This is a genomic window from Mesorhizobium sp. P2_A8 (genome assembly GCF_056404935.1).
In genome coordinates this window covers 181083-195199 of sequence record NZ_JBFUDB010000009.1, presented here as the reverse complement: position 1 = coordinate 195199, position 14117 = coordinate 181083, and the positions used below count along the sequence as shown (strand labels likewise).

9 protein-coding genes are annotated in these 14117 nt (G+C 60.9%); 6 read left to right on the top strand and 3 right to left on the bottom strand.

Annotated elements, in window-relative coordinates; translation table 11 throughout:
• Window positions 1–8: 8 nt before the first annotated feature.
• The 4 genes from AC1D10_RS26085 (at window position 9) to AC1D10_RS26070 (ending at window position 8043) form a co-directional block, all read left to right on the top strand.
• Window positions 9–1616 (top strand): MBL fold metallo-hydrolase, encoded by a 1608-nt coding sequence (locus AC1D10_RS26085; RefSeq protein ID WP_477277003.1) that lies wholly within the window; start codon window positions 9–11, stop codon window positions 1614–1616.
• A gap of 50 nt (window positions 1617–1666) precedes the next feature.
• Window positions 1667–4228: a cation-translocating P-type ATPase gene (locus AC1D10_RS26080; RefSeq protein WP_477277001.1), complete on the top strand. Its 2562-nt coding sequence runs from the start codon at window positions 1667–1669 to the stop codon at window positions 4226–4228.
• Between the two features lie 173 nt (window positions 4229–4401).
• Window positions 4402–6825, top strand: a complete 2424-nt coding sequence (locus tag AC1D10_RS26075) for a phosphoketolase family protein (protein WP_477276999.1) — start codon at window positions 4402–4404, stop codon at window positions 6823–6825.
• 51 nt (window positions 6826–6876) lie between these two features.
• Window positions 6877–8043, top strand: coding sequence for an acetate/propionate family kinase (locus tag AC1D10_RS26070; protein WP_477276997.1), 1167 nt, complete (start codon window positions 6877–6879; stop codon window positions 8041–8043).
• A gap of 755 nt (window positions 8044–8798) precedes the next feature.
• Here the strand turns inward: AC1D10_RS26070 and AC1D10_RS26065 are convergent.
• From AC1D10_RS26065 to AC1D10_RS26055, 3 genes are all read right to left on the bottom strand, one after another.
• The gene (locus tag AC1D10_RS26065) at window positions 8799–9314 is read right to left on the bottom strand and encodes an N-acetyltransferase family protein (protein WP_477277383.1); all 516 of its coding nucleotides are present in this window, start codon (window positions 9312–9314) and stop codon (window positions 8799–8801) included.
• A 70-nt stretch (window positions 9315–9384) separates the two neighbouring features.
• Window positions 9385–10032: a helix-turn-helix domain-containing protein gene (locus tag AC1D10_RS26060; RefSeq protein ID WP_477276995.1), complete on the bottom strand. Its 648-nt coding sequence runs from the start codon at window positions 10030–10032 to the stop codon at window positions 9385–9387.
• Window positions 10033–10837: 805 nt separating this feature from the next.
• On the bottom strand, window positions 10838–11800 hold the full coding sequence (locus AC1D10_RS26055) for a universal stress protein (protein WP_477276993.1): 963 nt from the start codon (window positions 11798–11800) through the stop codon (window positions 10838–10840).
• 125 nt (window positions 11801–11925) lie between these two features.
• Between AC1D10_RS26055 and AC1D10_RS26050 the strand changes: the two genes are divergently transcribed.
• Together AC1D10_RS26050 and AC1D10_RS26045 are read left to right on the top strand one after the other, a co-directional pair.
• Entirely contained in the window at window positions 11926–12669 is a 744-nt protein-coding gene (locus AC1D10_RS26050) for a metallophosphoesterase family protein (protein WP_477276991.1), read from the top strand.
• 20 nt (window positions 12670–12689) lie between these two features.
• Complete coding sequence (locus AC1D10_RS26045; protein WP_477276989.1) at window positions 12690–14099, top strand: protein kinase domain-containing protein; 1410 nt, start codon at window positions 12690–12692, stop codon at window positions 14097–14099.
• Window positions 14100–14117: the final 18 nt, after the last annotated feature.

Here is a 14117-nt window from a genome sequence, read left to right as displayed (position 1 = left end):
GTGGCGAGATGAGAGGCGGCACGGATCCTATCCTGCGTTTCCACGGCGCAGCCCATGGCGTCACCGGCTCATGCTATGAGATCGAGGCGCCGCATTCGCGCATCCTTATCGACTGCGGCCTGTTCCAGGGATCGAAGTCCGAACGGGAATTGAACTACGGGGCGTTCCCGTTTCCACCGGATGCGATTGACGCTGTCATCCTGACGCACGCGCATATCGATCACAGCGGCCTTTTGCCGAAGCTGGTCAAACAGGGCTTTTCTGGTCCCATCCATACGACCCGCGCCACCATCGATCTCTGCTCGGTCATGCTGCCGGATTCGGCGCATATCCAGGAAATGGAGGTCGAGCACCTGAACCGCCGCAACGCGCAGCGCGGTCGCCCGCCCGTCGAGCCGATCTACAGCCAGCAGGATGCGGCCGCGTGCATGACCTTGTTCCGGGCCTTGGAATATGGCGAATGGACCACGGTCGCCAAAGGCCTCCGCGCCCGCTTCTGGAACGCCGGCCACCTGCTTGGCTCGGCATCGGTTGAGCTCGAGATCGATCGACACGATGCGCCGCTGCGCATCGTATTTTCGGGCGACATCGGTCCAGGCCACAAGCTGCTCCAGACCGATCCCGAGGGGCCAGCCGGCGTTGACTATCTGATCTGCGAATCGACCTATGGCGACCGCGACCGGCCGGACGTTTCGCCCGAACAGCGGCGATCCCAACTCGGTGATATCGTGCGTGACGCCGCCGCGGCCGGCGGCCCGCTCATCATTCCGTCTTTCGCTGTCGAGAGGACACAAGAACTGCTGGTCGATCTGCATTTGCTCATGAAAGTGGGGGAGGTGCCGTCAGCCCCGGTCTTCGTCGATTCGCCGCTGGCAACACGCGCCAGTGCGATTTTTGAGCGCCATGCCAACGAGATCGAACATGGTGACGTGCTACGCCAGGCCCTTAACTCGAAGGAGCTGCGCTTCACCGAGACGGTGGAACAGAGCAAGGCGATCAACCGCCTCACCGGCTTCTTCGTGGTGATCGCCGCCAGCGGCATGTGCGATGCGGGGCGTATCCGCCATCATCTCAAGGCCAATCTTTGGCGCAGGAGCGCCACGGTGATGATGGCAGGATATCAGGCCCAAGGGTCGCTTGGCAGGATCCTGCTCGACGGCGCGCAGCGTGTGCGCATCCAGGGTGAGGAAGTCGAGGTCAAGGCGCGTATCAGCCTGTTCGACCTCTATTCCGGCCACGCCGATGCCAGTGAACTGGTCGCCTGGCTCAAGGCCCGAACTCCAGTGAAGCAGCAGGTGTTCCTGACGCATGGAGAGGAAGCTGGACTCGGCGGCCTGCGCGTAAGGCTTGCAGGACTGATACCCGACGACAAGATCATCATCCCGAGGCTGGACGATGCTTTCCAATTGACCCCCGGTCGCAGTTTGCCGGTCGAGGTCAACGAGCCCCGCCGTTTGAGGCCGGAAAAGATTGCCCGTCTGGACTGGCACAATGACCTTTCGAAGCTTCTCCTGGATGTAAACGAGGCGGTCAGCGCCGCGGCCGACGAACGGAGCCGAGCAGCGGTGATCAGGCGCATGCGCAGGGCGCTCGACACCGGCGACAGCAGCATCTGAGAGCCTGACGGCGCACCCAAACAGTGCGCTGGTGATGGAAGAAAGCCAAAATGTCTCGAGCCACCTCATCGACCATTGCCTTGACCGGCCTCAGCGAAGCCGAGGCACAAGCTAGGCTTGTCACCGAAGGGTTCAACGAGTTGCCCAGATCCAACCGTCGGACGCCCTTGCGAATTGCTATCGAGGTCGTGCGCGAGCCGATGCTTGCCCTGCTGTTGGGTGGAGGCTGCGTTTACCTGCTTCTTGGCGATCTTCAGGAAGCGTTGATACTGCTCGCATTTGCCACCTTGTCGGTGGGGATTACCATCGTTCAGGAGGCGCGAACGGAGCGTGTTCTCGAGGCGTTGCGTGACCTGACAAGTCCGCGCGCCCTGGTAATACGCGATGGCGAACGCAGGCGGATTGCGGGTCGCGAGGTGGTGCGCGGCGATACGGTCGTGCTGGGCGAGGGGGATCGGATTCCGGCCGATATCTTGCTCATCCAGAGTCGGGATATCCAGACCGATGAGTCCTTGCTGACAGGAGAATCCGTGCCGGTGCGAAAGATTGCAGCCAGCGAAAGCGATCTGCCAGCCGAACGCCGGCCAGGGGGCGATGACTTGCCTTTAGCTTTTTCTGGATCACTCGTCGTTCGCGGGTCAGGCATCGGCGAAGTTCTGGCAACCGGGCCGCTCAGCCAAATCGGTGCGATCGGGCAATCGCTTAGCACGATGGAGACCGAAGCACCCCGCCTGCAGCGACAGACAAAACGCCTTGTCGGCATCTTCGCGCTGGTCGGCGGCGCGGTCAGTGTTCTCGCGGTCGTGCTTTATGGCCTGCTGCGTGGCGGATGGCTCGATGCGGTGTTGGCCGGTATTGCGCTCGGCATGTCGATGCTGCCCGAGGAATTTCCCATGGTGCTGACAATCTTCATGGCTATGGGCGCATGGCGCATCTCGCAGGCGCGCGTGCTCACGCGTCGTGCAGCAGCGATCGAGACGCTTGGCTCGGCAACGGTCCTTTGCACCGACAAGACCGGAACGCTGACCGAAAACCGCATGACAATTGCAGAACTGAGAACGCCCGATGGCAAACTGTTTCGCCTGCTGAACAACTCAAACACAGAGATGCCGGCGGCATTTGGGGAGTTGGTCGAGATCGGCATGCTAGCCAGTGCCGAGATTCCTTTTGATCCGATGGAAAGGGCATTTCACAAACTCGCGCAGGAGCGATTGCCCAAGCGCACAGACAGCACCGATCGGAAACTGGCCCGCGCCTACGGGTTGCGCCCTGAACTGTTGGCAATGTCGAATGCCTGGCAGTCGTCAACTGGAGGCGCCGACTGCCTGATTGCCGCCAAAGGGTCGCCGGAGGCCATCGCGGCACTCTGTCGTCTACCTGCGGATCGTGTCGCTTCGGTCAAGGATGTTGTGGACGCCATGGCAACGGAAGGACTGCGCGTCCTAGGCGTGGCGCGTTCTTGTCATGCTGGCGATCAGCTGCCGGACAAACAGACTGGTTTCGATTTTAAGTTCATGGGCCTCGTCGGACTTGCCGATCCCCTGCGTTCAGGGGTTCCGGACGCGGTGAGCAATTGCCGCTCCGCCGGAATAAGAGTGATCATGATTACCGGGGATTATCCCGCGACCGCGAGAGCAATCGCCAGTCAGGCCGGGCTCGATTTCAACGATGTCGTCAGCGGTGAAGAGCTCAAGACACTGGATGACGCAGCCCTGGCGGCGCGCGTGAAAACCGCGGCGGTGTTCGCGCGGATCATGCCCGAGCAGAAATTGGCAATCGTCAGAGCCTTGAAGGCCAACGGCGAGATTGTCGCCATGACGGGCGACGGCGTCAACGATGCTCCGTCGCTGAAAGCCGCAAACATTGGCATTGCCATGGGCGGTCGCGGCACGGATGTCGCGCGGGAGGCGTCGTCCATCGTCCTCCTCGACGACGATTTCGGGTCGATAGTCAAAGCCATCCGGCTGGGCCGCCGCATCTACGACAACTTGCGCAAGGCAATGGGCTTCATTCTTGCCGTGCACGTGCCGATCGCTGGGCTGGCCCTGCTTCCATTGCTGTTTGGGCTTCCTATCCTGTTCGGGCCAATTCACATTGCCTTTCTGGAGATGGTGATCGATCCGGTCTGCTCATTGGTCTTTGAAGCAGAAACCGAGGAAGACGACGCGATGAAGCGTCCGCCACGGGATCCGGAAGCGGCGCTCTTCTCGCGCTCGTTGATCGCATGGAGCGTTGTGCAGGGACTGCTGGCATTCGTGCTTGTTGCGGGCATCTTCCTCTTCGCCTTGCACTGGGGAATGCCTGAAGACGAGATTCGAGCCCTGACGTTCTTCTCGCTGGTGCTGACGATCGTTGGGCTGATTTTCGTCAACCGTACGTTCAGCGAGTTGCTGCTGACTGCTCTTTTCCGGCCAAATCGATCGCTTGCTTTTGTCGTCGTTGTGGTTGCAGCGGCGCTGGGCGGGACGCTTCTGTGGCCGCTCGCGAGTGATCTCTTCCAGTTCGGACCGCTGCACCTGGACGACCTCGCCGTGACGCTTGCGGCCGGGTTGGCAGTGCTGGTCTGCCTTGAGTTCCTGAAACATTTCTGGCGGGAGCGGCTGAAAACCTGATCATTGATGCAAGTCTGACCGTGGTTCCGACCAGCGCGAACGCCCAGCTTGCGGAGCGCGCGCTTTGACGGTCGGGCCGAGCAGTGATGAACCGAAAGGCGAACGATGCGTTGGTGCCATGTCTGAGGCGCAATCCGCAGGCTTTCGCAAAATGAGCAACGGAGCCAAATCAGATGACCGAACATTCGGCAACATCAGTCAACACCAAACGGTTGTCCGAACAGGAGTTGCGCGACATTGACGCCTATTGGCGAGCTGCGAACTATCTCACGATCGGCCAGATCTACCTGCTCGACAATCCGCTGCTGCGTGAACCGTTGCGGTTGGAGCACGTCAAGCCGCGTCTCCTCGGCCACTGGGGAACGTCGCCCGGCCTGAGCTTCATCTATGCGCACCTCAATCGCGCGATCCGGCTCAGGGACGCAGATGTGATCTATGTCTGCGGCCCCGGCCATGGCGGCCCGGCAATGGTGGCGAACACCTATCTGGAGGGCACCTACAGCGAGCTCAATCCCGACATTGCGATGGACGAGCAGGGGATGCACAAGCTGTTCCGTCAGTTTTCGTTTCCCGGCGGCATACCGAGCCATGCAGCACCGGATGTGCCCGGCTCGATCCACGAGGGCGGCGAGTTGGGCTACTCCCTTTCGCATGCCTATGGCGCGGCCTTTGACAATCCGGATCTTGTGGTCGCCTGTGTCGTCGGTGACGGCGAGGCTGAAACGGGACCACTGGCAGCCGCGTGGCATTCCAACAAATTCCTCAACCCCGCGCGCGACGGGGCGGTGCTGCCTATCCTGCACCTGAACGGCTACAAGATCGCCAATCCAACCATTCTGGCCCGCATTCCCGAGGACGAATTGCGCGCGCTGTTTGCCGGCTACGGCTATGAGCCGCTGTTCGTGGAAGGCCACGAACCTGCCCTGATGCATGAGCGGATGGCGAGCGTGCTCGACGATGCGCTAGACCGCATCCGCGCGATCCAGCAAGCCGCGCGTGCTGGCTCGGCGTCGCCGACGTCGCGACCAATATGGCCGATGATCGTGCTGCGCAGCCCCAAGGGCTGGACGGGACCGAAAGAGGTCGACGGTCTGAAGACAGAGGGCTTCTGGCGCTCGCACCAGGTTCCCTTGTCAGGCCTTGCGGAAAACCCCGCCCATCTCAAGCTGCTCGAGGAGTGGCTGAAAAGCTACCGGCCCGAGGAACTGTTCGACGCCGCCGGCGCTCCTGTCGCCGCGATTCGTGCCACGGCACCCCAGGGCACGCGGCGTATGAGTGCAAACCCACACGCCAATGGCGGCCTGCTGCGCAGGTCTCTCGAACTGCCCGGGTTGCATGACCACGCCATTGCGCTCGAGCGCCCCGGCGGCGTCAAAGCCGAGTCGACGCGGGTCATGGGCAGTTTCCTGCGTGATGTCATGCAGTTAAACGAGGCCTCGAAAAACTTCCGGATCGTCGGCCCGGACGAGACTGCTTCGAACCGCCTTCAGGACGTGTTTCAAGTGACTGAGCGTGGCTGGATGGAGAAGATCCTGCCCGAAGACGTTCATCTGGGGCGCGATGGCCGGGTTCTCGAAATCCTCTCCGAGCACACCTGCCAGGGCTGGCTCGAAGGCTACCTGCTAACCGGGCGCCATGGTCTGTTTTCCTGCTACGAGGCGTTCATCCACATCGTCGATTCCATGTTCAACCAGCATGCGAAATGGCTGGACGCCTGCCGCGACATCCCCTGGCGGCGGCCGATCGCATCGCTGAATTATCTGTTGTCGAGCCATGTCTGGCATCAGGAACACAACGGCTTCAGCCATCAGGACCCAGGATTCATCGATGTCGCTCTCAACAAGAAGGCCGATATCGTGCGGGTCTACTTGCCACCGGACGCCAACACCTTGCTGTGCGTGACCGACCATGTGCTGCAGACCTGGAACCGCATCAACGTCATCGTCGCCGGCAAGCCACCATCATGGCAATGGCTGTCAATGGACAAGGCAATCGTTCACTGCCGGGCAGGGATCGGCATCTGGGACTGGGCGTCAACCGACGATGGGACCGAGCCCGACGTCGTGATGGCTTGTGCAGGCGACGTCCCGACCCTCGAAACGCTGGCCGCGGTGCAGATTCTCAGGCAACAGGTTCCGGATCTCAGGATCAGGGTGGTCAATGTTGTCGACCTGATGACACTCCAGCCGAAGGAATATCATCCGCACGGTCTGTCGGATCGCGAGTTCGATGCGCTGTTCACCACCGACAAGCCTGTCATCTTTGCCTATCACGGCTATCCCTGGACTATTCATCGCCTGACCTATCGACGCACCAACCACGACAACATCCATGTGCGCGGCTACAACGAGGAGGGCACGACCACGACACCTTTCGATATGACGGTGCTGAACAGTCTCGACCGGTTTCATATCGTCCAAAGCGTCGTAGATTGGGTTCCGCGACTGAAGAGCATGCAGGTCGGCATCAAGCAGGCGATGGACAGCAAGCTGCTTGAACATCGAGCCTATATTCGCGCCCATGGGCAGGATATGCCGGAGATCCTTGAGTGGAAATGGGAACAGGATGCCGATGCGGGGCCGAAGCGTCCGGATTGAACGGATGCCCGTTCGCAAGCGCATAGGGGCGGCAAGATATCGGATGGCTTCATGACCGATGCGATCCTTGTCCTGAACGGCGGTTCTTCAAGCCTGAAGTTCGCCGTCTTCGAAGAGCGCGACAAACTTCCGCTTCTGCTGCGCGGCAATGTCTCCTCTATCGGTCAACAACCGCGGCTGCGTGTCGAGGCCACCGTCGGCAGGTCCAAGATCGACAGGAGCCTGGGCGAAGCACCGATCGATATGGACAAGGCGTTCGCGGCGGTCGCCTCCGTGCTCGCCGATAACGATCTCCTGCGTCGCATCGACAGGGTCGGCCACAGGATCGTTCACGGCGGGCGTGACTTCACCGAAGCGACGCTGCTCGACGAACGCACGCTCAAAGCATTGCGCCTGCTAGAGTCGCTGGCGCCCATCCATCAGCGGATCAATCTCGAGATTGTCGCACTGGCTGCTGAACTCTTGCCGCAGGCCCTCCAGATCGGATGCTTTGACACCGCGTTTCATTCGGCCCGGCCGGAGCTTGCAAAAATATACGGGCTGCCGCGCGCGATGACCGAGGCGGGCATCGTTTCCTACGGTTTCCACGGCCTGTCATATAGCCATATTGCTGCGAAGCTGCGTGACCGCTACGCCGCGCGCGCCGGGGGCCGTACGATCGTCGCCCATCTCGGCAGCGGCGCCAGTCTGTGCGCAATGAATTCGGGACGAAGCATCGCCACGACGATGGGATTTTCGACCCTGGACGGCCTGGTGATGAGCACGCGTTGCGGCGCGCTCGACCCGGGGGTCATCCTCCACTTGCTGCAGGAACGGCGGCTGTCTGCGGAAGGACTGGTCACGCTTCTCTACGAGCAATCCGGTCTGCTCGGTGTGTCCGGGATATCTGGGGATATGCGGACCCTGATCGGCTCAGACGACCCTGCCGCCGCCGAGGCTGTTGATCTCTTCGTCTACCGCATCGGACGTGAGATAGGATCGCTGGCCGCTGCCATGGGAGGACTGGATACGCTGGTGTTCACTGCCGGCATTGGCGAAAACGCGCCACTGATCCGGGAAAGGATCAGCGCCGCCGCGGCCTGGCTTGGCGTCGGTCTCGACGACGAGCGAAACCGGGAAGGCGAGGAGGTGGTCAGCGCCGCGAATTCCCGCGTCGATGTTCTTGTCATTCCAGCGGATGAAGAAAGCGCTGTGGCCGCGAAGATGCTCGTATTCTGAACCAAGTGCGGCTTGATCCAGCACTTCGACCGCTTCTTCATCATGGCGGCCAATCCAGCGATGAACGCCCGCGTGCCGCCGCCAGTTCGAAGCAATGCTCCGACAATCCATCGCAATACCAGCGCTTCAGCCTGTTGACTTGGATCAAGGCAACGAAACGCGGCTCGGCTTAGGCTTCTCGCAAATGGAGAAGCTCGCAATGCCTATCGAATCGATCGTAGTCATAACCGCCGTAGTCCTCGCATTCGTGTTCTTTTCGGCCGTATTGGCGTTTGGACAGATCACTTATGACCGCCCCCCCAAGCCAGGCGCTCGCCGGCGAAACTAGCGTCTGGGGAGGCGATGAAGACCTACCTTGTTGAGGAAATTGAAGACGGCGCAGTAGTTGCGACGCACCTTTTTCAGGCAGCGACCCCGTTCCAGGCCGCCAGCGGTGCTTGTCGCCGGCCAGTCACTCTTCGACGAGGCGAATCCAATTGGATCAGGGTTACAGAAACTGTGATCCGCGCCGGGCAGAAAGCTGGGAGGGTTCGCGTCTTCGAATACTACGGGCTAGGACGAAAAGCTGCTGGCGCAGGCCCGCCGCGTCAATCTTCCTCGTGAAATCCTGCAAAGTGGCTTTGCGCAGCGGGCGGTGAGTCGGCCTGCCGTCCTCCGCGAGTTCCTGAGGTGGTGCCTCGAGATAAACAGCGATTGATCGCGTGTTTTGCAGAATGATTTGTCATCTTGCCTGTGACTGTATGGGACCGCGGCAGCTAGGCGACTGATCGCGCCCCAAGCTCCCGCCGCACCAGGACCAGCGTCGCATCGTCGGGATCGGTGGTGACGGTAAAACCCATGTCGCGCTCAACCTCGATCGCAGCACGGTTTTCACGGCTCTCGATCGACTCGATCGCCTTGAGGCCGAGTTCCTCGGCATATTTCGCGACATAGGCGAGCAGCTCCCAGCCAACGCCCAGATGCTTGCGATCCTGGCGAATGCAGATCGCGACCTCGCCGTTTCGATCGGCTCGATCGCTTGCCAGCGTCGCAACCGCGATCAACATGCCGTCGGTCGAGAATGCCAGAAAATTATGAATATGGGCGTCGTCTGAACGCGTCATCGCCACCAGTCGTTCATGCGAAACTTCCTTCACAGCGCCGAGAAAGCGGAAGCGCAGGTCGTCCGCGGTCACATGGGTGAAGAACTCGGCCAGCGTTGGCTCATCTTCTGGGCGCGCACGGCGCACTTCGAAGCGAAAGCCGGTATGGGTGGTAAGTGTGTTGTCCATCGTCATCTGGTCCTTGAACTGAGGCCGGTTCTTCGGCGTCATTGTCGTCTCTTGCGCAGGCAGGCGCCTTTCATTCGCTCATGCAGTGGAGCGCGTCGTGCTTGACGATTTCGATGCTGCGCAGGTTGAGCAGCCGGATGACGCCCTTGTCCTTCAGCCGGGTGAAGACCCGCGATACGGTCTCGATGGTCAGGCCGAGATAGTCGCCGATGTCCATACGTGACATTGGCAACTCGACCTGCCGCAACCCGCCCTGCCGCTCTGCCATATCCACGAGGAAAGCGGCGACGCGTTCGATAGCGTTCTGGCGGCCGAGGACCAGGAGGTGTTCCTGCGCCCTTGTCAGGCCCTTGAGCGCCAGGGGCAGCAGCTGATGGGACATGTCTGCTCCAGCGCTGAAGCGGAAGGCGCGCACCCCGCTGGCGTTGATCGCTTCGGCAAAAAAATGATGCGTCGTGTCGGCTTCAAAACCGAAAGTCTCTCCGGCGAGGTGGAAGGCGCTGATCTGCCGGCGGCCGTCTGCGAGCAGGCGATAGATGCGCACGGCGCCGAATTCGACCTGGTAAAAAGCACCCGCCTTCTCGCCTTGAGCATAAATCTCCGAGCCGGCGGGAAAGAAGCTGACGGGCTGTTGCGTTTCCGAGCCAAATGCCGCCGGCAGGCCTGGCTGAGCAGAATGCGACGGCAATGAAATTCTGGAGGCGGTGTAAGCGTGCATGGCTGTGTTCCCGGTTGTTCCGTGACACAGCAATCGCGCGAATCCGTGGGTCGCGAAATTCGGTTTTGTCCCTAGGGGAAACTACCTAGACGCGCGGATGTTGATCCACATCAAGGGGCCGGTCGCGCCGGTAGCTTAAGTCCTCCTTCGCTTTGGGCAATAGCAATAGGGAGTCGTTTCGAATTCTTGCATCGGAACGGCCGGTGGACAGCGATGTATCTTCCGCAATTCCTGGTCGGAATGTTTTTGACGTCGGGTATCGTGTGTCTGTGGGCCTACGCGGCAACGGGTTCAATCTGGAGCGCGGTAGGCTGGACGATTATCGACCTGCTCATTCTGCAGGTCGCATACTTCGCCTTTGTCATACGCCTTGTTTACAAACGCACGACTGCAGACGCTGCAGCAAATTCGGCACCGCCAAGCCACGTTCAGCCATTCCGCCGCGATGGCATGCACTCTTAGGGCCGCCAAACCGTGTGACTCATCCGCCAACGGCCTTCCCCAAATCCAGCCGCGGCTTCAAGAGATCAGGTCCGACAGTCGCGCCGCCATATGCTCTCGTCACGCGCTAGTTGCCGTCATCGAACGGGTAAAAGTGGACTATCTTGAGTGTGACCGGGATGTCGTGGCCCTCGATCAGAACCGTGGCCCCACCGGTCCCCCAGATCGTCTTGCCAAGTTTCGGTAACGCGGCACCTTGCGGCCAGATCCATGCCAACCTCGACCTTGTCCGTTCTCTTTGCCATCATTGGACTCCCGTTCGCTTTCGCCTCGTATCTGCGTATCGCTTCCTGCTCCCAATGGGTCAGTTCGAGAGCAGCCGGTTAATCGCCCCTTGCTTCAGCAAGGAGCGGGTCATACCGCCAAACGCCCATTCGCGGATACGGCTGTGGCCGTAGCCGCCCGCGACCACAAGGTCGGCACCCATCGCCCGGGCGACTTCGGACACGGCTTCGCAAGCGTCCACTTGGCCGACGTCCAGAACTTCCGATCTTGCCTTGACGCCATGTCTCATCAGGAAGCGGAGCACATCCCCGACACTTTCGCGTGCGCTTCTCTGGTTTTGCTCCTCGATCGTCGCCACAAGGACATGTTGTGCACCGGTCAAAAAGGGCATTGCATCGGTGACCGCGCGCCGCGCCTCGCGGGTATCCTTCCAAGCCACCAGAACATTTTCGGACTTAAGCGGTGCAACCTTGTCAGCCGCAAGCAACACGGGCCGTCCGGCCGACAGCACCAACGTTCCGACATCGACCATCCGGTGGCGGTCGCTGGGAACGCCCCGTGCGGGAGCCCCGGTCACGACGAGGTCGGCGGCGCGTGCATGCATCGCAAGCAGACGTGTTGGATCGCCGATCTCCTCGCGCCAGGAGGCATCGTGTCCGACGACGACACTGAGGAATTCTTCCTTCAGAGTCTTCAGGCGATCCTCGATATCCGTGCGGCGTTGCCGCATGATTTCGGCTGCCGCCACGCCGCCATCGTCGCCTGGAACAAACACATATGAATCGGCCGCCGCAAAACCGATCAGGGTAGCTTCGAAGCGTCGCGCCAACTCCAGCGCATAGGTCGTTCGCGGCGCTGCCGGGGAATCGACGTCGAGCTGAACCATGATGGTGTTAAATGTCATTGCCGTGCCTCCGATGAGATTTATCGCAGGATCGCCGGAAGTGCGACCTTGCGCCTTGATACGCATCAAGGTCCGGCCGGTCAGGCGTTGGACAACACTTGTTTTCTCATTTCGTGTCCCTCCGTGCGTGCTTTTCACCCGGCGATCTCTTGGGTGCTGCGGAGCGTGGCCAGCCGGCGACTGCGCGCGTGGGCCTTGAGCAGAATCAAATCACTCGCGGTATGCGCCGTACTATGTTTTGTTTGGGCCCGGGATGAGGTTGAATGCGCATTGCAATCCTGTCTGACATCCATGCCAATCGCGAGGCGTTCGACGCAGTTCTGGAAGCTGTTCACGACCGCGGTAGTCCGGACGAGTTGGTATTGCTCGGCGATCTGGTCGGCTACGGTCCCGATCCCGTCTATGTGATCGAGAAGGCCGCCCATCTGATGGCTGATGGCGCGCTTTGCATCATGGGCAACCACGACGAAGCAGTGGCGCTGAACCTGAGCAACATGACTGAGAATGCGCGGTTCGCCGTCCAGTGGACTCGCAAACGCATCGCCTCGGCGCATCTCGATTTCCTGGCGCGATTGCCGCTCTCGCTGCAATCCGAAGACCGCCTGTATGTGCACGCAAGTGCCGAGCGACCGGGAAAGTGGCTCTACATACGCGACGTGGACTCAGCGGAACGCTGCCTCTCGGCAAGCGACGCCCGCTTCGTTTTCTGCGGCCACACCCACATTCCCGCCATCTACTACGCGCTTCCGGGTCGCCGGCCCATGCATTTTCAGCCGTATGACAATGTGGCTGCACCCTTGTCGGAGATGAGGCGCCACCTGATGATCGCCGGCGCTGTCGGGCAACCCCGCGATGGCAACCCGGCGGCGTGCTTTGTTCTTGTCGACACGCAGCGGCAAGAGGTCACGATGGTTCGTGTTCCCTATGATCACGAAGAAACAGCCCGCAAGATCCAAGCCGCCGGCTTGCCTGGATGGCTTGGCATGCGGCTGAAGATCGGCCGCTAGGCTTCAAGGAGACGTACTTGATGCAAAGGTTTGACGCAGGCGCAGTCATCGATGGTTTCGAGCTGGTCGAAAAGCTCCCCTCCGGCGGCATGGCCTCGCTCTGGCGGGCGACCAACCCACGCTATGATTTTCCGCTTGTGCTGAAGATCCCTTTTCTCGACCCGGGCGCGGATGTTTCCGTCATAATCGGTTTCGAGGTAGAGGAGCTGATCCTGAAACGCCTGTCGGGACCACATGTGCCGCGTTTCGCCGCATCCGGCAGCCTGGCGCAGGTTCCCTACATAGCCATGGAGTTCGTGGTCGGAACGGGCCTTGCAGATATCGTCGGTGGCGCGCGTCTGCCTTTGGACGAGGTGGCAAGGATCGGCATCGAGATAGCGACGGCACTCGCCGCCCTGCACCGGCAGAAAGTCGTTCATCTCGATCTCAAGCCGGAGAATGTCATTCTCGCCAAGCGCGGCGCGGTGCTCCTCGACTTCGGGCTCGCCCGGCACGCGGAGCTTCCCGATCTTCTCGGCGCGGAAAGCTCCGTGCCGATGGGCACCGCCGCCTATATTTCACCCGAACAGGTGCTCGGGGAGCGATCCGATCCCGCAAGTGACCTGTTTGCGCTGGGTTGCATCCTCTATCAGTTGGCTACGGGCGATGAGCCGTTCGGGCGGCCGGCGACTTTGGCGGGAATGAAGCGCAGGCTCTATCATGCGCCTAGATTGCCGCGGGATATCAACGACGCCATTCCGCGTTGGCTGGAAGCTGTCATTCTGAAATGTATGGAAGTTGACAGGTCTCGACGATACATCGAGGCGGCGCACATTCTCTCCGATCTCAGGAACCCCGACCAGGTCGTGGTCGCCAGGCGCAGGCCCCAGAACGAGGGGGGGTGGGCTGCGATCACCAGCCTGTTTCGCAAGACAGATGACAGGTCGCTCGTCGGCAGGCCGAGTTCGATAAGGACACAGGCGGGACCGTCGATTGTTCTGGCCGCAGTCGACCTGGCCAATGGCAGTGATGCGCTGGCGGGTGAGGTTCTCAGCGAGACCGCCCGTGTGCTGGCCTCGCGCGAGGATTCGTGGCTGGCCTGCGTGACTGTCCTGAAGACCGAAATCGTCGGCAAGACGCCGGCGACCGACGAGACAGGGCGCTCGGTCTATTTGAAGCGGCTCGTGGCGCTGAAGGATTGGGCCCACCCACTGCATCTGCCGGAAGACCGCATCAGCTATCATGTGCTTGAAGCGGTCAGCCCCGCCGATGCGATCCTCAGCTACGCTGAGCACAATGACGTCGGGCATATCGTGGTTGGAGCGCGGGCGTCCTCGGCAATCCGCCGTCACCTCGGCAGCGTCTCGACCAAAGTCGTGGCACAGGCCCTTTGTTCGGTTTCAGTGGTCCGATTAAAGGCGGTCGAGGAACAAGGGCGGCAGCTGCTTTGATGATTTCGGTGCGGGTTC